The organism is Emticicia sp. BO119 (assembly GCF_013912375.1).
In the GTDB taxonomy this organism is placed as follows: Bacteria; Bacteroidota; Bacteroidia; order Cytophagales; family Spirosomataceae; genus Emticicia.
Map to the genome: position 1 here is coordinate 561244 of NZ_JACETV010000004.1, position 21026 is coordinate 582269.

At 37.8% G+C, this 21026-nt stretch carries 21 protein-coding genes and 1 tRNA gene; 17 read left to right on the top strand and 5 right to left on the bottom strand.

What is annotated here, in order from left to right; translation table 11 throughout:
- Positions 1-268: 268 nt before the first annotated feature.
- From H1R81_RS16290 to H1R81_RS16300, 3 genes are read left to right on the top strand one after another with little or no spacing between them, the layout of a single operon-like run.
- Entirely contained in the window at positions 269-955 is a 687-nt protein-coding gene (locus H1R81_RS16290; protein ID WP_181841800.1) for a TetR/AcrR family transcriptional regulator, read from the top strand.
- Entirely contained in the window at positions 948-1868 is a 921-nt protein-coding gene (locus H1R81_RS16295) for an ABC transporter ATP-binding protein (RefSeq protein ID WP_181841801.1), read from the top strand. The genes H1R81_RS16290 and H1R81_RS16295 overlap by 8 nt, the downstream gene beginning before the upstream one ends.
- Positions 1865-2653 carry an ABC transporter permease gene (locus tag H1R81_RS16300; protein WP_181841802.1) on the top strand — a complete coding sequence of 263 codons (789 nt, stop codon included), beginning with the start codon at positions 1865-1867 and terminating at the stop codon, positions 2651-2653. Before H1R81_RS16295 ends, H1R81_RS16300 begins: the two co-directional genes overlap by 4 nt.
- A gap of 138 nt (positions 2654-2791) precedes the next feature.
- On the opposite strand, the gene H1R81_RS16305 is transcribed toward H1R81_RS16300, so the two are convergent.
- A tRNA-Val gene (locus H1R81_RS16305) sits at positions 2792-2866 on the bottom strand.
- A 257-nt stretch (positions 2867-3123) separates the two neighbouring features.
- Here H1R81_RS16305 and uxuA point away from each other — a divergent pair.
- From uxuA to H1R81_RS16325, 4 genes are all read left to right on the top strand, one after another.
- On the top strand, positions 3124-4320 hold the full coding sequence (uxuA, locus tag H1R81_RS16310; RefSeq protein WP_181841803.1) for a mannonate dehydratase: 1197 nt from the start codon (positions 3124-3126) through the stop codon (positions 4318-4320).
- A 58-nt stretch (positions 4321-4378) separates the two neighbouring features.
- Positions 4379-5386, top strand: coding sequence for a sugar kinase (locus tag H1R81_RS16315; RefSeq protein ID WP_181841804.1), 1008 nt, complete (start codon positions 4379-4381; stop codon positions 5384-5386).
- Positions 5387-5429: 43 nt separating this feature from the next.
- Complete coding sequence (locus tag H1R81_RS16320) at positions 5430-6098, top strand: bifunctional 4-hydroxy-2-oxoglutarate aldolase/2-dehydro-3-deoxy-phosphogluconate aldolase (RefSeq protein WP_181841805.1); 669 nt, start codon at positions 5430-5432, stop codon at positions 6096-6098.
- 336 nt (positions 6099-6434) lie between these two features.
- On the top strand, positions 6435-7811 hold the full coding sequence (locus tag H1R81_RS16325; RefSeq protein WP_181841806.1) for an MATE family efflux transporter: 1377 nt from the start codon (positions 6435-6437) through the stop codon (positions 7809-7811).
- Positions 7812-7906: 95 nt separating this feature from the next.
- Here the strand turns inward: H1R81_RS16325 and H1R81_RS16330 are convergent, their stop codons facing one another.
- Positions 7907-8338: a CHRD domain-containing protein gene (locus tag H1R81_RS16330; RefSeq protein WP_181841807.1), complete on the bottom strand. Its 432-nt coding sequence runs from the start codon at positions 8336-8338 to the stop codon at positions 7907-7909.
- Positions 8339-8555: 217 nt separating this feature from the next.
- Between H1R81_RS16330 and H1R81_RS16335 the strand changes: the two genes are divergently transcribed.
- Both H1R81_RS16335 and H1R81_RS16340 read left to right on the top strand, forming a co-directional pair.
- A complete protein-coding gene (locus H1R81_RS16335; RefSeq protein WP_181841808.1) occupies positions 8556-10379 on the top strand; it encodes an ABC transporter ATP-binding protein in 1824 nt (607 codons plus the stop codon).
- 4 nt (positions 10380-10383) lie between these two features.
- Positions 10384-10845: a regulatory protein RecX gene (locus H1R81_RS16340; RefSeq protein ID WP_181841809.1), complete on the top strand. Its 462-nt coding sequence runs from the start codon at positions 10384-10386 to the stop codon at positions 10843-10845.
- Between the two features lie 52 nt (positions 10846-10897).
- Here H1R81_RS16340 and H1R81_RS16345 read toward each other — a convergent pair whose 3' ends face one another.
- The 3 genes from H1R81_RS16345 to H1R81_RS27630 form a co-directional block, all read right to left on the bottom strand.
- Positions 10898-11368, bottom strand: a complete 471-nt coding sequence (locus H1R81_RS16345) for a lipocalin family protein (protein ID WP_181841810.1) — start codon at positions 11366-11368, stop codon at positions 10898-10900.
- 221 nt (positions 11369-11589) lie between these two features.
- On the bottom strand, positions 11590-12069 hold the full coding sequence (locus H1R81_RS16350) for a lipocalin family protein (protein WP_181841811.1): 480 nt from the start codon (positions 12067-12069) through the stop codon (positions 11590-11592).
- Positions 12070-12096: 27 nt separating this feature from the next.
- A complete protein-coding gene (locus H1R81_RS27630; protein WP_255463141.1) occupies positions 12097-12225 on the bottom strand; it encodes a hypothetical protein in 129 nt (42 codons plus the stop codon).
- A gap of 111 nt (positions 12226-12336) precedes the next feature.
- Here H1R81_RS27630 and H1R81_RS16355 point away from each other — a divergent pair, with 111 nt between their 5' ends.
- From H1R81_RS16355 to H1R81_RS16390, 8 genes are all read left to right on the top strand, one after another.
- Complete coding sequence (locus H1R81_RS16355) at positions 12337-13437, top strand: efflux RND transporter periplasmic adaptor subunit (protein WP_181841812.1); 1101 nt, start codon at positions 12337-12339, stop codon at positions 13435-13437.
- A gap of 27 nt (positions 13438-13464) precedes the next feature.
- Entirely contained in the window at positions 13465-14715 is a 1251-nt protein-coding gene (locus H1R81_RS16360; RefSeq protein ID WP_181841813.1) for an ABC transporter permease, read from the top strand.
- Positions 14716-14809: 94 nt separating this feature from the next.
- Positions 14810-15484 (top strand): ABC transporter ATP-binding protein, encoded by a 675-nt coding sequence (locus tag H1R81_RS16365; protein ID WP_181841814.1) that lies wholly within the window; start codon positions 14810-14812, stop codon positions 15482-15484.
- A gap of 278 nt (positions 15485-15762) precedes the next feature.
- Positions 15763-16509, top strand: coding sequence for a sensor histidine kinase (locus tag H1R81_RS16370; RefSeq protein WP_181841815.1), 747 nt, complete (start codon positions 15763-15765; stop codon positions 16507-16509).
- Between the two features lies 1 nt (position 16510).
- On the top strand, positions 16511-17296 hold the full coding sequence (locus H1R81_RS16375) for a LytTR family DNA-binding domain-containing protein (protein ID WP_181841816.1): 786 nt from the start codon (positions 16511-16513) through the stop codon (positions 17294-17296).
- Between the two features lie 315 nt (positions 17297-17611).
- Positions 17612-17992, top strand: coding sequence for a LytTR family DNA-binding domain-containing protein (locus H1R81_RS16380; protein WP_181841817.1), 381 nt, complete (start codon positions 17612-17614; stop codon positions 17990-17992).
- A gap of 160 nt (positions 17993-18152) precedes the next feature.
- Entirely contained in the window at positions 18153-18497 is a 345-nt protein-coding gene (locus H1R81_RS16385; protein ID WP_181841818.1) for a helix-turn-helix domain-containing protein, read from the top strand.
- Between the two features lie 96 nt (positions 18498-18593).
- Positions 18594-21026 (top strand): right-handed parallel beta-helix repeat-containing protein (locus H1R81_RS16390; protein WP_181841819.1); only part of this gene is annotated, 2433 nt, incomplete at its 3' end.

The window sequence follows — 21026 nt, forward strand, 5'->3', positions numbered from 1 at the left end:
GATATAGTAGGTAAGTTCGTAGGAAACATTGTAAAGAATCAGCAAAAGCAGATTACCCGAAACCTTTTGTTTCTGGTTGGACTGACAGGAAGTCAAGAAAATAATTACACGAGTATCGTTACTTTTTATATCATCTTTGATGAACAGAGATAATTGCAGGATAGACCTTAGTTAAGTTCATTAAATAAAAAAAAACAGAAAAAATAGCAGGGAAGCTTGGCGACAAAAAAATATTGAACTACATTAGCGACTGTATAGTCGCTAATGTATGGTCGCTTTAAAAACTTTTAATAATCTATCAATAGAACGGCAAACAGAAATCATCTCTGTTTGTCTCGAAGAGTTTGCACTTCATGAATATCAAACTGCTTCACTTTCAAATATTGTTTCAAGGCTGAACCTCGCTAAAGGGAGTTTTTACAGATACTTTGAAAATAAACAATCATTATATTTTTTCTTGCTTGACCATTGTATTCAAACCAGATTGAAGAATGATCAGGAAGCTATAACTGTAAAACCGACTGATTTTTTTGAATTAATGATAGAACACCTCAAAGCAAAGGCAAAGTTTGATAAAAGATTCCCTTTACATAGTGCATTTCTGTATAATGTAATGCAGGAAAAAAACAATGATGAAATCGGAAATATTCAACTTACAGTAAAATTAAAAGCATTAGAGGCAGTTAAGCCATTAGTTTCAGAAGCTTTTAAGAACCATGTATTCAGAAGAGATATTGATATAGAAGCCATTTCTTTTTTGGTTTATAGAATGCAGTTTACAATTTTAGAATACCTCGAATTAAAGCATAAACTGGATTTTCGTCAGAATATAAAAAATCAAAAACCATTTTATAACCTACCTGAGCAGGAAATATTAAATGTAGCTAAACCGTTTATTGAAATTTTCAAGACGGGAATTGCGGGTAAAAAAGAAGAAAATAATAGTTATGAATAACCAGACAACAGTCCTTCAAACCAATTCTCTGACAAAGTTTTTCGGAGAAACCAAGGCGACAGATAATATTTCTTTAGATGTTAAGGAGGGTGAAATTTATGGGTTTCTTGGGCTAAATGGGGCTGGAAAGACAACCCTGATAAGAATGCTTTTGGGCATGATAAAACCTGATAATGGAAAAATAATGCTTTTCGGGAAAAAGCTTGATTCGGGTTTTAATCTATGGAATGATGTAGGGTATTTGGTCGAAACGCCATATGCTTACCCAAATCTTACGGTAACTCAAAATCTGAAAATTTATTACAAACTCAGAGGCTTAGAAAATGAATCCCTGGTTGACAGTATTATAGAAAAGTTGAAATTGACGAAATATAAAGAAAAAAAAGCAAAAGAATTATCACTTGGCAACCAACAAAGACTCGGATTGGCAAAGGCTCTGATGCATGGACCTAAACTTCTGATCTTAGATGAACCAATTAATGGGTTGGATCCAGAAGGTATCGTAGAGGTCAGAGAACTGCTTAAAGCCCTTGCAAATGAAGGATCAACTATTTTTCTTTCAAGCCATATTCTTGGAGAAATTTCAAAACTTGCTAATCGAATTTGTATCATCCATGAAGGAAGAATAGTGAAGGAGCTTGCAACAGATGAACTTACAAGACAGCTTACTAAAAAGTTAATTGTAAAAACAACTGATAATTCAGCTGCATTAAATGTATTAACTGATGTAAATTATATTGCTGAATTAAACCTGAAGGAAGAAATAGAAATTATGAGTGCTGACGCTATTGCTAACCCCGAGGTTATTTCACAATTATTAGTTGAAAAAAAATTGCCCCCCAGGCAAATTTATTTATTTATTGAAGATTTAGAAATGTATTTTTTAAGAACAATCAGAACTAAGGAATTATGAAATATCAGATACGGGCATTTCAGGCAGAGATAATCAAGAATAGAAACTCAAATATGCTTTGGGGTACTTTTATTGCTTTCGGAATTGCTCCGGTTATCGGGGGTGTTTTTATTCTGATTATTCAGGACACTGATGCATTAGCAAAGGCAGGTAGCCTTGCCTTGAAAGCAAATGCCATGAACTTTGAAGCTAACTGGAAATCATACATGGGCTTATTAACACAAGCTGTAGCTGTTGGGGGTGTATTAGTATTTGGTTTTGTGGCCAGTTGGATTTTTGGAAGAGAATATTCTGAAGGTACTGCAAAAGATTTACTTTCCTTGCCAACATCAAGAACAAAAATATTAAATGCTAAATTTGTTGTATATGTATTATGGTGTTTAGCTCTTGTACTATCTAACCTTCTGATTGGATTTCTGATCGCAGCTATTTTGCGTTTACCTCTTACCGATGTTCGGGGTATTTTTTTATTATTAAACGACTATTTCATCACAGCCTTTATGACAATTATAGTGGGGTTTCCCATTGCTTTATTTGCAATATGGGGTAAAGGTTATCTTGCACCTTTGGCATTTGTAGCTCTGACTCTTGTATTTTCTCAAATAATTGCAGCAACCGGGTACGGAACGTATTTTCCCTGGTCTATTCCGGGCCTTTTCAGCGGAGCAGGAGGTGAATACAAAAAACTGTTAAACAACTATAGTTATTCAATTCTGATTTTAACTGGAACTATGGGTTATTTTGCAACAATTGCTTACTGGAGAAAAGCAGACCAAACGAAGTGAAAGTTATCAATAACAAAGTTTTTGCGGATCATTCCCATAGATTTTTGGGCTAATTCTAAATTAAGGAGATTATTCAATTGTTATGCAACAAGAACAAAAAAGCACTTAACATTACTGCTAAGTGCTTGATTATCAGTGTGGGAGTTGAGGGATTCGAACCCCCGGCCCTCTGCTTGTAAGGCAGATGCTCTGAACCAGCTGAGCTAAACTCCCATATCCCCGTTGTGATTTGGGACTGCAAAGGTGCAGTCTTATTTTTTTTTATCCAAATATTCTCTCAAAAAAAAATCAAAATTCTTTATTTTCTTTGTAAAATTATATTTTGAATTTATTGAGTACAATAATTGTCTTATTTTATAAGAAAATAAGTCTCATCGCTGTCAAAAAAGTACTTATTTTTAACAGAATATTATTTGAAGACTTAGGTACTAAAACCTAATTTTGCATCATAACATTTCAACCTTATACTTATGGCTCTTGAGCAAACCTGGCGTTGGTTCGGCCCGAACGACCCTGTGAGTTTATCTGATGTAAGACAGGCAGGTGCTACAGGAATCGTGTCGGCTCTTCATCATATTCCAAACGGACAAGTCTGGACAAAATCTGAAATAGAAATCCGAAAAGCAGAGATAGAAAAAGCCGGTCTTACTTGGTCGGTGGTAGAAAGTGTACCTGTGCATGAAGACATCAAAAAGGCTTCAGGTAACTACAAACAATACATCGAAAACTACAAAGAAAGCCTGACAAATCTGGCAAGTTGTGGCATTGATACTGTATGCTACAACTTTATGCCAATTCTTGACTGGACACGTACAGATTTAGATTACTCAATGCCTGACGGTTCAACTGCCCTTAGGTTTGATATGAATGAGTTCTGTGCTTTTGAAGTACACATTCTCAAAAGAAGAGATGCTGAAAAATCTTACTCTGAAAACCAGCTCAAAAAAGCAAAAGAATGGTTTGAGAAAGCAACTGATGCTGAAATTCACCGACTCACCAGAAATATCATTGCCGGATTGCCAGGTAGTGAAGAAAGCTTTACAATAGAGGCTTTTCGAGATATGCTGGATACCTATAAGCATATTGGTGATACTGAGCTCCGACAAAATTTATATTTGTTCATCAAAGCTATTACTCCAGTGGCAGAAGAAAATGGGATTTTATTATCTATTCACCCTGATGACCCCCCTTATCCGATCTTAGGTTTACCACGTGTAGTGAGTACCGAAGCTGATGCTAAAGCACTTTTAAACGCTGCTGAAAGCAAATATAATGGGTTATGCTTTTGTACTGGCAGCTATGGTGTAAGAGATGATAATGACCTTGTGGGAATGGTGGATAGATTGGGTGATAGAATTAATTTTATTCACTTGCGTGCTACTAAACGAGATGCTGAGGGGAATTTCTACGAAGCAGACCACCTGACGGGTGATGTAGATATGTTTAGAGTAATGAAAGCCTTACTTACTGAACAGCAAAGAAGAGTAGATGAAGGACGGCAGGATATAAGACTACCTTTCAGACCTGACCACGGCCATAAAATGCTTGATGACCTGAATGCAGGTAAACGAACGAATCCTGGATATACTGCCATTGGACGTTTACGTGGATTGGCCGAATTAAGGGGATTAGAGTTGGGGATTACCCGTACTTACTTTAAGAAGTAGGATTAATTTTTACCTTTGTGGAATAAGATTTACTATACCGATACAGCACAATAAGAAAATGCCTAAAATCGTAACCTTTGGAGAAATACTGCTTCGTCTGTCGACTCCTAATTTTCAGAAAATTGAGCAGGCTCAATCATTCAATGCAACCTTTGGTGGTACTGAAATGAACGTAGGGGCATCGTTAGTGAAATTTGGCTTTGACGCTACTCACGTAACCTGCTTCCCCAATAACCTGATGGGACAAAAAGCAAAAGCTTATTTACGTTCTTTAGACATAAATACTTCTTATGTAAAACTACAAGGCGATAGAATTGGCGTTTTTTTCTTAGAGACCGGTGCTGTGATGCGAGCCAGCCAGATAGTCTATGACCGCATGGACTCTGCCTTTGCCAACCTTGACCCTTCGTGGTTTGATTGGGAAGAGATTCTGAAAGGCGCCGACTGGTTTCACTGGTGTGGTATCACTCCGGCTTTGTCAGAAGGCGCAGCTAAGGCTTGCTTAGAGGCTGTAAAAACCGCAAAGAAATTGGGTATAACTGTATCATCAGATATTTATTATCGCAGTAACTTATGGAAGTACGGCAAGACCCCACAAGATATTTTACCCGAATTAGCATCTTACTCTGATATTATTTTGGCAAGCCGGAAGAACATTGAAGAAATATTCTCAATGAAAGTGACAGCCGAAAAAGGTAAATTTGTAGAGGCCTGTAAAATGCTGATGGAGGCGTATCCGAATATAAAGAAAGTAATTGATACTGATCGTGTGCAGGTAAGTGCTTCGCATAACCAGTATAATGCTAAAATGTGGACAGGTGAAGAACTGATAGAAACCGACTATCAGGATATTACCCATATTGTAGACAGAATCGGTACGGGTGATGCTTTTTTAGGGGGCTTTATTTATGGACAAATAGTATTACAGGATGATCTTAAATCTTTACAGTTTGGTGTAGCGGCAGGCGCATTAAAACATACGATTGAAGGTGACCAGAATTTAGTAACTGTACCCGAAGTAGAATCTGTAATGGGGGGTGACAAATCAGGTCGTTTAAAACGTTAATTATACAAAGAATTTACAAAAAAACTAAGCATTCAGGATAGCAATGGCACGATTTGATAAAAATGCAACCTTGGCACAAGTACAGGCAACAGGTCTGGTTCCTTTATTTACGCACAATGACCTTGACATTTGTCTGGGCGTATTACGCGCCTGTTATGAAGCTGGTGTGCGGGTTTTTGAGTTTACGAATCGTACTGAAAATTCTTATATTAATTTCAAGGAATTAATTCGTATAGCTGAAACCGAAATGCCTGAAATGATTTTAGGAATTGGTACTATCTACGATGCAGCTACTGCTAAAAAATACATAGAGGTGGGTACAAATTTTATTGTAGCCCCAATCATGAATCCCGAAGTAGGCGCGGTTTGTCAGGAAGCAGGTATTCCGTGGATGCCGGGAGTAATGACCGTTACAGAAATTTATAATGCCCGTGTGGCCGGAGCAGAATTTATCAAGATATTTCCGGGTGAGGTATTAGGGCCTGCTTTTGTAAAAGCATTAAAAGGACCGATGGCTGATGTACAAGTGATGGTAACAGGAGGTGTATCTCCTACAAGTGAAAGTCTGAAAGCATGGTTTGGTGCAGGGGCAACCGCTGTTGGAATCGGGTCACAATTAGTGCCTAAAGAGGTATTGGCGAGTAAAAATTTTGCTGAGGTTACTACTATTGTTGGCCATGCTTTGAAGTTGATTAAAGAGTTAAAGGTATAGTATTAATTGAATCATATTGAACAAAAGTGTACATCATCAACTACGAAGGTGTACGCTTTTATTTGATTAGTATATACGAAATTTTATTTTCTAAACTTTTGCTTCACAAAAAGCAAAAGTCTATCTTTGCGCTGTAAAACTGAAAAAGCCCATGTATATGTCCGCATTGGTTCGTATCCGTTAAGGACGAACAATTTTCTTTCTCTCTGTTTACCAAAGTTACATTATTAACTTTTGGTATTATTATCTCTTATATCCTTTCATTAGAACTATTATTTATATCAGCCAACAGGCGGTATTGTGCCGTTTTTTATTGGCTGTAAACTATTTGATTCCATGCGGAAATTTTTTGACTTGTTGATACAAGCCATTCGTGGCGAAGAACAAAACTATACAGAATTAAACATCAATCGTGCTATTTTCCTCCTTTCAGTGCCTATGATTTTAGAAATGGTGGGAGAATCGCTCTTTGCCATTGTTGATGCATTCTTTGTGGCTCGTTATGTGGGCGTTGAGGGTGTAGCTACAGTAGGGCTTACAGAATCAGTGCTAACGTTAATTTATTCAGTGGCTATTGGCTTAAGTACAGCTGCTACTGCTGTTGTAGCTCGTCGTGTAGGAGAAGGCAATAAAAAAGAAGCCGGAGTGGCTATGGCTCAGGTAATCATTATCTCATTAATTTTTGGGGTAATCGTGGGTATATTAGGTTTTGTGTATGCTGAAGATATTTTACGTCTAATGGGTGGCGACCAACATCTGATTGATAAAGGTGCAAGCTTTACGCGTATTATTTTTGCGAGTAGTCCGTCTATTATTCTGTTATATACTTTAAGCGGTGCTTTACGTGGTGCAGGCGATGCATCTACTGCCATGCGGTCTATTATCCTGGCCAATTTTATTAATATAAGTATGGACTTTCTATTGATTCCTGTACTGGGAATGGGTGTGGAGGGGGCGGCCATTGCTACTACTATTGGACGTACTATTGGGGTGGTTTATCAGTTATATGCCATTCTTAAAGGAAATGGCAATATGCAGATTGAAAAAAGCCAGTTTTCGCCTAATGGAGAAGTGATGAAAAGTCTTATTAATATTGCAGCAGGGGGGACGGGTCAATTCCTGATCCAGTCAGCCAGTTGGATTTTCCTGACTCGCATCCTTTCAAGTTTCGGAAGCGATGTAGTAGCAGGTTATACCATTGCGATCAGAATCATCGTATTTACTATTCTTCCATCGTGGGGGTTGTCAAATGCGGCTTCAACATTAGTAGGGCAGAATTTAGGTGCCGGAAAACCAGAACGTGCAGAAGCATCAGTCTGGCGAACTGCTGTTTATAATATGGGATTCTTATTATTGATAGGTATTATTTTTTCTGTTTTTGCGAGGGAATTTATCAGTATTTTTAACGATAATCCTAAAGTAATTGAAACAGGTGTACTGTGCCTTCAGGTTATTTGTCTGGGCTATATTTTCTTTGGTTATGGGATGGTGATCGGGCAGGCATTGAATGGAGCAGGCGATACCAGAACACCAACTATCATGAATCTGATTTGCTTCTGGGCTCTTGAAATACCATTGGCATACCTTTTTGCGAAAGTGCTTGATTGGGGGCCTTCAGGTGTATTCTGGTCAATAGCTATCAGCGAGTCAATACTGGCTGTTATTGCCATTTTTGTATTCAGAAGGGGAAAATGGAAAACCAAGCAGGTGTAAATAGCAGAGGGCAAGGGGCATGGGGTTTTGCAGATGAAAAATCAGGCTGATGTAAAAATAAAGCCCATCGTGTGATGCGATGGGCTTTATAAAACTCACTTTTTCAAAAGTTGCCCTCGGATTTCGCCGGAAGGGGATTTTGATGAGTGGATGTTTACATAATACATACCATTCATTAAGTCTGTTTCCTGGTCAGTGGTTAGAGCAACTGTCGCAGCGTTGAAAGGAGAGGTAAACGTTTGTCCGAAATTGAAAACAACCGGGCCAGCCACACCTGCGGCCCCTTTGTGTATGTGCCAGGCAGTAGGAGTTATACCTGTATAAGTAACCGTATAAGTCAGAATCCTGGTTTCTTTGTTGTAGGTGGCATCAAAAGTACCTGTGGCATTGGTAGTAACAGCCGGAACTTCCTCTGCACCCCAAAGAGAAGCACCGAATTTCACTTCATTAGAATTTACCTCTTCTTTTTTGCATGAGGCAACGAACATAACTGAAAGAATAGAGGCAATCATAAGAATTTTTTTCATGGCTAATAAACGCTTTTAGATGATTAATAAACCTATTACGGACTTTTAAATAAGAGAGTTGCGTAGGTAATTGAAAAATGTCTTTAATTGATCACAGTCGTTTTTTTAGTGTTAATTCAAATTGTTTCTTGGTATTATCCTTGCTTCTTTCCGAACTTTGCTGCTTTTAAAATTGTAGTATTTAGAAACTCTGAAAAAAGAGTTGATGTGAGCCTCAATGAAGAACTACCTCAGATTACTTTCGTATGCCAGACCTTTAGGAAATTTTGTTGTTCCTTTTCTGATTACTTCTTTGTTAGCAAGTATTTTTGGCGTACTGAATTTTACTTTACTAATACCTTTGCTCAGAGTACTTTTTGATCAGGTTGATGCCCAGCAATTAGGCGAAATGCTGAAACCTACTTCTGGTTTTGACCCTATCAAGGAGTTTAACTTCTATTTTGCTACATTTCTGAAAGAATACGGAAAGCAAGGGGCTTTACAGTTTGTGTGCGGTACTGTGGCTGTTACAATTATATTATCAAATGTATTCAAATATATCAGTATCAGGCTTTTAGAGAATTTCAAATCTAACATGGTGGCTAATCTACGCCAGACAGTATTCAATAAAGCCATTCACCTGCATTTAGGTTTTTTCAGTAATGAACGCAAAGGCAACCTGATTTCACGTATCGTGACAGATGTGCAGGAAGTTGAAAACTCGATAGCTAATACGTTTTCGGCAGCTACCAAAGAAGTATTCTTGTTTCTGGCGTATATCTATTCTTTGTTTGCTATATCGTGGAATCTCACTCTTTTTGCACTTCTGGTTATTCCTGTTTCTGGGGTTTTCATTGCCACTTTAGTTAAGAAAATGAAGCATAATGCCGGAGAAGGGCAACAAAGATTGAGTAATCTGATTAGCCTGATGGATGAAGTATTTGGAGGCATGCGGGTTGTGAAAGGGTTTGTAGCTGAAAATTTTGTGACCGAAAAATTCAGACAAGAAAACCAGGGTTATCGTAAGGCAATTTTCAGCTTGGCTGCAAGGCGTGAAATGGCTTCTCCTTTTTCTGAAATCATGGGAGTATTTGTGGTTGTTGGTATTCTGTTATACGGAGGCTCACTGATTCTTTCTAATGATTCAAGCCTTGAAGCAGCAGAATTTATTACCTATATAGCTATCTTCTCACAGGTGATGCGTCCGGCAAAAGATATTTCTAATGCCTTTAGTTCGGCACAAAGGGGTTTGGCTTCTGGTGAAAGAGTCTTGAGTTTAATAGATAGCGAATCTTTAATCAGGAATGCCCCTGATGCATTGGAAATAAAATCATTCAAAAGTGAAGTAGTTTTTAAAGGTGTAAACTTCTCTTATGATGAAAATATTCAGGTACTGAAGGATATTAATTTTACATTACCCAAAGGCAAAACCATTGCTTTGGTGGGTTCATCAGGTGGTGGAAAATCGACCATTGCCGACCTTTTGCCAAGGTTTTATGACCCATCAACGGGAGAAATTCTGATAGATGGTATTAGCCTGAAAAAGGTCTCGCAGCAATCGCTCCGTGATTTGATGGGGATTGTAACACAGGAAGCTGTTTTGTTTAATGATACCATTTTCAATAATATAGCCTTCGGTAAAAATGTATCAGAGTCAGAAGTAATACAGGCTGCAAAAATTGCCAATGCGCACGATTTTATTGAGCAACAGGCTGAAGGGTATCAGACTGTTATTGGCGATAGAGGTACCAAACTTTCTGGTGGGCAACGCCAGCGTTTGTCTATTGCCAGAGCCATTTTGCAGAACCCTCCGATACTGGTATTAGATGAAGCTACCTCAGCCTTAGATACGGAATCAGAGAAATTAGTGCAGAATGCCCTGACGAATCTGATGCGAAACCGCACAACTTTAGTGATTGCCCATCGTTTAAGTACTATCCAGAGCGCTGATGAGATTTTAGTGATTCATAAAGGGGAGATTATCGAACGTGGCACGCATGAAGATTTACTTAAAATTCAGGATGGGTTCTATAAAAAACTGAGTTTGATGCAGACCTTATAAGGCTATGATTATTCGGAAAGATGTGCTCGTAAAAGCTGCCAATTTCTGTGCGTATCAGGAACGTACACAGGCAGAAGTACGTGAAAAACTACAAAAACTGGGTGTGGAAGGGGATGAAGCCAATGAGATGATTGTTTATCTGATAGAAGAAAATTATCTGAACGAAGGGCGGTTTGCTAAAATATTTGCCGGAAGCAAGTTTCGGGTAAAACATTGGGGAAGGACAAAGATTCTGTATGAATTAAAAGCCCGTAAATTATCCGAACACTCAATCAGAGAGGGGATGGCAGAAATTGATGAGGATGAATATATAGAAACGCTGTGTACTTTGATTGAAAAGAAAAAACGGGAGTTACGCGCCGAAAAACAACCCTTGGTTTTGAGACAGAAATTAGCCCGCTATGCTATGAGTAAAGGTTTTGAAGGAGATTTAGTATGGAATATTATAAATAAACTGGAGAAATGATAAAGCCAGACTATTAATAGTCTGGCTTTATTGCTACTGGTTTTAAGCGTTTTTATTGTTTGGTAAAACCCATTCTGACAGTTGTAGTTACACCATTGTCAGTATCACTGAATGTCCAGAACATTTTATTGCCTTCAAAAGAAACAGGAATTTCTTCTGTGCCACCAGAGGAAGTAACAATCAGTTTGTTGTCTTTTACCTCAACAGTGGCCTGGTCAACGTCAGGTACAAAATCTTCAGCTACATCTTTACAATCATTCGGTATAGAAGTAGTTGCTTTGCCATTTGAATTAAAAGTAAAAGTAACATTAGCCAGGCAAGGTGCACCGAATAAAGCTATCGGGAAATAATCCGTTTCAGGACCATTCCCTTCTTTCACAAAGAAGTTAGAAAATTTCCAGGTACCAACTATCTGAGCCTGAGGAGTATCCTCATCTTTTTTTGAGCAGTTCATCATTGTTAATGCTAATGATGACAAGGCGAGCAATACGGTAAATTTGCGGATTACAGAAGAAACTTTCATGAAAAATTGTCTTTGGATTAAAAAAAAATAAACTGCCACGAATATACGGCTCACCTATCTTATGCAAGAATGTTTGTTACAAAAGACATATAATTATTTATCAAGCGGTCGGTTGTTTTGTTTTTCATTGCTTTCTTGTTGGCATGGAAGGTTGCTTATAAAGCAATAAAACAAGAACGCCAGACTATTGCCTGGCGTTCTTGTTTTATATTCGTTGATTTTTATTGTTTGGTAAAAACAATTCTTCTTGTAACGCCCGAAGTTGTTGCAGCTAATATCATATCACTACCACTGAAAGACAAGTCAAAAGAAGTTGAAGTATTACCACTGGCGGTTATAATAAGCTTATTATCTTTAATTTCGTATTTTAAATTTTCGCTACCTCCAAGAATTAATCCTATAGCCAGTTTGCAATCATTACTGAAGGTTCCGGTTAAATTACCATTATCCTGAAAGGTAAAACTTGCATCTTTTATACAAGGGTATAAAAGCAAGTAAACAGGGAGCTGGTCAGTTTCGGCAGCAGACCCTTGTTTCTCATATACGTTTTTAACTTTCCAAGTTGCTTTTATCTGGGTGCTTAAAGAAGCGTCAGGAGCAGGGCTATCATCATCATTTTTTGAGCAGTTCATAACAAACAATGCCATTGCTGATAATACAAGCAGAACCGTTAATTTGCGGATTACTAAAGAAGCTTTCATGAAAATTATCTTTGGATGAAAAATTGGTTAAGTTGATGCGAATATACTACTATGCTTGTTTTCTACAATGATGTTTTCTGAAATTGATTTGATTACTATGGGGTGGTCGTCAGGCTTGTGGTTGGTCTCAGGAATATTTTCTTCCGTTTCATTCATAATTTCTTGATGGTTTTCTAAATTACCCCTCAATTTGTATGGTGGAACACCGAATAAGGTGTGTTCCTCAATTTTTATAAGACACGTAAATCGTCTCATTGACATCAAAACATGAAGAAGACCATCATTTTTCTTTTTAGCACTACAACGTTTCTGATTTCTTGTAACAAAGGTAACGACCAGGCTACTTCACCTCAATATAAATCTCTGACCGAAGCGGTATATGCCTCGGGGAATATCTATCCTGCCAATGAATATAAACTCACAGCCAATGCCGATGGTTTTTTGGTACGTCAGACAGCCTTTGAAGGAGATGTGGTCACTAAAAATCAATTGATTTTTCAATTAGAGAGTGTATCGCAGGATGCACGTCTGGAGGCATCGAGTAATATTCTGCGTCAGGCAGAAACTAATTATGGTGATAATTCTCCGGTGTTAGCAGAACTTAACACTCAGCTACGTAACGCACGTACAAAACTGGCCAACGATTCTGTCAATTTTAATCGTCAGAAAGAACTATATGACCGAAATGCAACAACCAAAATAGAATATGAGCGTGCGGAGCTGGCTTTCCAGACTTCGAAAAATGATGTGCTTGCCCGCCAGAAGGCACTGCAAAGAACCAAAAGCCAGTTGTATGTAGATTTACAGAATTCTCAATCTAACTTCCGTGTCAATGCCCGAGAGGGGGATAATTTCAGAATCAAAACTTTTGAAGCCGGAAAGATTTATGAAATCTATAAAAAGCAAGGCGAATTGGTGAGAAGGGGTGAGCAGATAGCTCTGATAGGCGATGCTAACGAGATTTATGCGCAGTTGGCTATTGATGAAAGCGATTTCTCGAAAGTAAAAACCGGACAGGAGGTACTGATAAAAATAGATGTCTATAAAAATAAAGTATTTAAAGCAAAAGTAAGCAAGCTTTACCCAAAACTAAATAAAGCCGACCAGACTTTCAGGGTAGATGCTGAATTTGCAGACGACAAACCTAATGCTTATTACGGTATGACTGTAGAAGGTAATATTATTATTTCTCAGAATCAGAATGTGTTGACAATCCCCAAAAATTATCTGGTAGGAACAGATTCGGTCTGGATTGAAGAAAACGGTGATAAAAAGAAAATCAGAATCACTAAGGGGGTAGAAAATCTTGACCTCGTAGAAGTAAAAGGCGGATTAACCGACAAGTCAGTGATTGTAAGAGGAAACTAAGCATTGCGGATATTTAACAGCAAACAGATGAACATACGAATATCTCTTCAAATAGCAAAAACGCATTTGCTTACCAAAAAACGGCAGACCCTGATTGCCATGTTAGGAGTAACCTTTGGTATTGCCATGTTTATTGTTATGATATCATTTATCAAGGGTGTTAATAAGTTTCTTGAAGATTCTGCCCTTGATGCCACGCCTCATGTAAGAATCTATAAAGAAATTACGAGTAATCACCCAAGCCTGATAGAAGAAGCCAATCCAACGGCTTTTAACGTGATTCACCATCAATTGCCTAAAAACGAACTGGCTAATATCAAAAACGGCTTACAGATAGTGGCTAATATCGAAAAAGACCCTGGCGTTCTGGGTGTTTCTCCACAGATAGGCTCACAGGTATTTTTCAATAAAGGGCCGATACCGGTTGCCGGACAGATTGCCGGGGTGGATATTCTGAAAGAAGATAAACTTTATAGCATCAAGCGACGTATTAAATCGGGTAACATGGAAGCCTTGCTTTCGAATCCTAATGGTATTCTGATGGGGGCTATCTTAGCCAGAAACCTCAATGTAAAAATAGGCGATAAATTAACTATTACTACACCGACAGGAAATCTCAAATTAGTGAAAGTTGTAGGTATTTACGGCTTTGGTATTCAGACAGTGGATGGCGTAAGGTGCTATGCAAATATGTCGATGGTACAAGAGATTTTGCAGAAAGATAAAAGCTATGTGACGGATATTCACATCAAAATGAAAGACTCCCAGGCTGCTATTGACTATGCTAAAGTATTAAAAAATCAGTATGGCTATCAGACTCAGGACTGGGCAGAGGCAAACTCAGCTTTTATGACAGGCGATAAGATACGTAATGCGATGGTGGTTATTGTATCTATCACACTACTGGTTGTGGCAGGTTTTGGTATTTACAATATCATGAATATGAACGTAATTAATAAAATGAAAGACATTGCCATATTAAAAGCCACAGGTTTTGGCGGTAAAGATATTGTAGCCGTTTTTCTGATTCAATCAATCATTATTGGTGTATTAGGAGCTTTATTAGGGTTGATGATAGGGTTTTCGTTGAGTTATCTGTTATCAATTACGCCATTTAACGCTGGTGATTTTTTAGATGTGAAAACCTTTCCTGTTATTTTCAATGTCAAGTATTATATGATGGGGCTTGCCTTTGGAGTAATCACAACTATTCTGGCCGGATACATGCCAGCCCGGAAAGCGGCAAAAATAGACCCTGTGGCGATATTAAGAGGTTAGATTATACAGTTATAGTTTCCGCTCCTTTGGAAAAAGGAGTGGACGGCGTGTGGGACAAATTAAAAAATTAATAATTGTTATTTAGTAACGACCAATGAAAGTCTTATCAGCAAGTCATATAAACAAGTATTTCTACGAACCAGAAAAATTTCAGGTTCTGAAAAATATATCATTTGATGTCAAAAAAGGAGAGTTTTTGTCTTTAGTTGGCAAATCGGGTTGCGGTAAATCTACGCTTCTGTATATCCTTTCGACAATGGATACTGATTATGAAGGAGTATTGGAAATGAACGGAGAGAAGCTCACGGGTAGATCACAAGACCAGCTGGCTGCTTTTCGGAACGAACACTTAGGTTTTGTATTCCAATTCCATTTCTTGCTACCCGAATTTACCGTATTGCAGAATGTAATGCTTCCTGCGCTGAAATTAGGGAAATATTCAGCCAAAGAGGTAGAAGAACGCGCTTACCAGAAATTGAAGTTAGTGGATATGGAAAGCCATGCACGGAAGCAGTCCTCGAAACTTTCGGGCGGGCAACAACAAAGAGTAGCCATAGCCCGTGCTTTGATTAACGACCCGACCATTATTATGGGTGATGAGCCAACAGGTAATCTGGATAAGAAGAATTCAGAGATTGTGTTTAATATCTTCAAACAGATTGCCCACGACAACCATCAGACCATTATTACAGTAACACACGATCCTGATTTTGCTAAAGGGAGTGATAGAATCATTGAGATGTCAGACGGACAGATAATCAAGAGTTGATGGAAAGGAGGAATAAAATAGCTGTTATAATTGTATTTGTAATTGTATGTATATCAACTTTCTTTAGATGGTATATCTTTGAGGTTGACCATAAAACCAATCTGATACTTGCAGGTATTTCGACCTGTGTTTTGACTTGTACGGTTATTTTCTTTCGTAGACTCTATGCTTATTTCGACAGCGTATTGCCGTATGATTCAGGAATTGCCAAACGGCTTGTTTTGCAGATTTTAATAACGTTTATTTTCCTGAATTCCCTTACTCAATTTGTATTGTATATGGCAATTCAAATTTTCAAAATTGAGAAATTTGATTATCTTGTAAGAACTGAACTTACGCAATTAGCCAAAATTGCCGGGTATCTGGCGCAGTTATTGATAGTAGTATTGCTCAATGTCGGACATTTTACCTATTATTCTTTACAAAAATGGCGTGAGAGTGCTTTGAGAGCTTCGAACCTCGAAAAGGAGAAATCACAGGTGCAGTTTGATAATCTCAAGAACCAGTTGAACCCTCATTTTTTATTTAATAGTCTTACTTCTTTAGATTCACTCATTCAGGAAAATCCACCTTTGGCAAGAGACTTTTTACAGCAATTGTCGAAGGTTTTTCGCTATGTGTTAAAAAACAAGGAAAAAGGTCTGGTAAGTCTTGAGACCGAATTAACATTTATCAAATATTATGTCGGCTTACTCAAAACCCGTTTCGGAGAATCTTTGCAGGTAGAGTTTATGATTAAAGAAGATGTTTTAGATTTACAGATTGCGCCAGTTACCTTGCAGATACTAATAGAAAATGCCATCAAACACAATATTATCAATGAAAATAATCCGTTGACTATCCATATTAAAAGTCAGGAAGATACACTATTGATTGAGAATAATATTCAGAAAAAAAAGCAGGTAGAGACTTCTAATGGGCAAGGATTAATAAATTTGAAAACTTTATATAGTTTTCTGAGTAATACAGCAATAGAGATAAGCACAGAAAAAGATATTTTTCTGGTAAAAATACCTTTGATTTAATATGAAATTACTGATTATAGAAGATGAACCTCTGGTAGCTAAAAATCTTGAAAAGCTGGTACAGGAACTTGAACCATCGGCCACAATTGTTTCTGTTATCGGAAGCGTAAAAGACACTTTAACCTGGTTTAAAGTGCATCAGGCACCTGACCTGATATTATCAGATATTCAGCTATCTGATGGTGTAAGCTTTGATATATTTCAAGAGGCTGCTATTAGCTGTCCTATTATTTTTACAACTGCTTACGACGAGTATGCCATTCGTGCTTTTAAACTCAATAGCATTGATTATTTGCTGAAACCCATCGATAAATCAGAACTGAGTTGTGCCTTTGAAAAATTCAGACGAAATAAGCATACAGACAGATCAGATGTTTATCAGGGACAAATAGAAAATCTGCTTTCAGACTTAAAGAATCGGGTAACAACTCCTAAATACAAAACCCGCTTTACGGCTCACCATCAAAGAAGCATAGTTGCAGTAACTGAAAACAAAGTAGCATGTTTTTACAGAGACGAAGTAATATGGCTTCAAACTTTTTCGGAAGGAGATTCCCAAAGATTAATAACAGACTATAATTCTTTAGATGAGGTAGAAGAACTATTAAACCCAGAACAATTCTTTCGGGCAAATCGCCAGTTTATTGTTAATAAATCTGCTATTGAAAGCTACCGTACGCATTTCACGGGCAAAATAGAATTAAAACTGCTTGTGTCCACTAAAGAAGAAATTATTATCAGTAAAGAAAAAGCTCACCAGTTCAGAGGCTGGTTTGAGTTGGGTTAAATGTATTTGCTTCTGTCATTATTATTTCTTTTTTAAGCTGAAATCCCTCTAAAAACTGCCGGAAAATAAATACAACATTAGTGAAGAAGTTTTATTTCTTCATTATTATAGCTTTGTATTGAAATAAGACCCAAACCCGTTCTTTCCCCTTATTTCTTTTAAAACATAAAACCAGGGCTTGTACTGTTCTGGTTCTATGCTTACTTCATATTCACACATTTCATTGAATAACGCCAGTAAAAGTTAAACTATGCTATTTGATTATAGCATATATGGAGCTATTGTGTATTATTAAATAAACCATCAAGTAAAACTATGACTCTTTTGCAAAAAGGAAGCCTTAGCTTCCCCTGTGATTTTAATGAAAGTCTTCGACTAAACAGTAAAAATCAAATCAACACCGACGACATCGTCTATCTTCAATCTGATTGGAACTACACCAATGTACACACGATCGACAACCGCATAATTCTCTCTTCATTTACCCTTAAAATTTTAGAGAAACGCATTTTTGACAAAGCCTTTATTCGTATCAACCGAGGGTCTCTGGTTAATATCAAGCATATTTCTAAAATAAAAGACAATGGCAGAGGGGGTGAAGCTACTATGCAGAACGGTTCTATTCTGCCTATCTCAAGGCGTAAATTTAATATGGTAAAAAGGGTATTTGCGAATAATCCGGATAGTCTTTATTGACCTTGCCCATTTAATAAAAGCAACAATACTCAAGAATTTTATTGATGTAAATTTATCAATTTCGTAAATTATTAATGGATAAATACAGCAATAAATAAGATTAATAATAAAACAACGTACCCAAAAAGTAAACGCTGTGTACTTAAAATTATGACTAAAAATGAAACCGCTTTATGAAAATTTTATTGCAACGGCCAGAGAAATAATAGAGGCAAATTATGACGACGAAGATTTTGGATGCCCGGAGCTTTGTGATGCGCTTCATATGAGTCGCTCACACGTGCACCGGAAAATAAAAAAAGCTTTGAATATTTCAACGTCTGGATTCATACTACAGGTAAGAATGGAAAAAGCCAGAGAGTCTTTGCTCAAAGATAACCAGACTATTGCCAGTATTGCCTATAAGGTTGGCTTTTCAGATGCCAATTACTTTAGCCGCCTATTTTCAGCGTTTTATGGTGTTTCTCCAACACAATATCGCCAGTCGTTATTAAAGATGTATTGACGAAGTGAGAGACAGAACCAACCGTGCAAAATTTGCCCGGGAGGCTTTTCTATGCCCAAAAATCAAGAAAAATACCCTCAAAACCCCATATTTTATATGAAAACTTTTTTTACAAATGATTACCGGTTTAATTTTTTACGCATTTGGGCGCAATTCGTCTGTCTGATTACAGGTCTTGTCATTTCAGGTACTGTATGGGGGCAAGAAGTAAAAAATATTACAAGAAACACCACTTTTTCTACAATTCAGGCAGCTGTTAATGACGCTGCTACTGTAGCCGGAGATATAATAGAGGTGGGTGCAGGTACCTATAACGAAAATGTTACTATCAGCAAAGCTATTACTGTTCAGGGGGTATCTGCTGCAACCGTTATCATTAAAGCACCTTATAATAGTGGCAATGCAAATACAGTTCTGATAGGAAGCAGTGTAACCCTTAAAAATCTGACAATTACCAGAGATTATGGAAGCACCTTAGAAGAATGGTACGCCTGCACGGTAAATCAGGGGATTAATTTCAATAGTGCTACAAATGTCAGGTTAGAAGGTTTGATAATAAAAGGGAATAGAAACGGGATTTATTGTGCTAACTCACAGAATACTACTATTATTAATTGTACAATAGAAGATAACCGCACGGGTATTCAACTTACACATAATGTAAGTGGGTTAGTTATGACCAACAATATTATTCGTAATAATTTTACGCATGGAATAGGGTTTACTTTCGATACCGCACTTCTGACGGCTACAAATGCTAAAATTCAGAATAACTACATAGCAGATAACTGGTTCAGTCAAATTAATTTTCAGAGAAATATAGCACCTACTCCTACTAACGTAGGAGATTTCACAGGAGCAGTGTTAAGTTGTAACTGGTTTGGTTCGGCAACAGTCGGTGTAAATGCTGTTTCGGCAGGTGAACCTGGCTATTATACTGAAGGAAACCCTGCTAATAGTCAGGTCCCTTCACAGTTTGGTGGAACAAACCCTAATGCAGGGGCGTCCGACCGTTATATCAGAGGAACACAGGCAGAAGCAGTAGGTATTCCTTCTCATTTACCAGTATTAGAAGTAGGTACAGATACCAAAGATGCTACAGGGTTTCAGCCTGTGCCAAGTATCTGTACACCGGTTATTAATCTTACACGCAATACTTATTTTGCCACAATTCAGGCGGCAATTGATGATGCCGCTACCGTAAACGGAGATGTGATAGAAGTAGCTGAAGGCACTTATAATGAGAATGTTACTATTAATAAAGAGATTACTGTTCAGGGGGTATCCACAGCAGCGATCATTAAAGCACCTTATAATAATGGTACTGCTGATGCAGTATTGATTGTTAATAATAATGTAACCCTAAAAAACCTGACTATAACCAGAGACTATGGAACTACTGTAGAAGAATGGTATGCTTGTACGGTCAATCAGGGAATAAATTTCAATAGCCGTTCAAATGTAAGATTAGAGGGTTTGTTGGTAAAAGGTAATAGAAACGGTATTTATTGTGCTAATTCACCAAACGCCACTATTATCAATTGTACAATAGAAGATAACCGCACAGGTATCCAGTTTACACATAATGTGAGCGGTCTGGTAATGACCAATAATATAATTCGTAATAACTTCACTCACGGAATTGTATTTAATTTAGATACCTCACCAATTAACGCTGCAAACGCTAAAATCCAGAATAACTTCATTGCAGGAAACTGGTTCAGCCAGCTTAATTTTCAAAGAAATGCTCATCCAACAAATGCAGGAGATTACACGGGGGCAAGTTTTGGGTGTAACTGGTTTGGAGCTTCAACAGTAGGAATAAATGCAGTATCAGCAGGAGAACCAGGTTACGCTGATCAATCCCCATCTCAGTTCGGAGGCACAAACCCAAATGTTTCAGCAACAGACCGCTATATTATGGGTACCCAAGCAGAGGCGGCAGGAGTACCAACACATTTACCTGTATTAGAAGAGGGTACAGATACAAAAGATGCTGTGGGTTTTCAGCCTGTGCCAAGTAACTGTACTCCTATAGTAAATACAACACGCAACACGTATTTTGCCACGATTCAAGCGGCAATTAATGATGCTACTACAATAGCCGGAGATACCATAGAAATCAGCTCTGGATTATACAATCAACAGGTATTAGTAAACAAGCGTCTGGTTATCAAAGGTACAGGCGCAACCAAGCCAGAGATTAACTTTAGCGGGACACCTGGCTTAGCCAGCAGCCGACTGACAGCTTTTGAAGTAACCTCACCTGATGTAACTATCGAAGGCCTGAGATTCAAAGTTGATTTAACCAAAATAGGGAGTGCCATATTAGCGAGTGCTTCAGATATAGATAACCTGACAGTAAAGGACAATGATTTTGTTCCTTACCGGAGTGGAGCTTATGGCCCTTCTTATGGTTTAAGAAATGCAATCAGCATCAATTATGGTACTTATCGGGTGAATGCCAGCAACCCGACAGGCCTGTTGATTACGGGCAATACCGTAAGTTATGATAAAGGGGCAGATAGT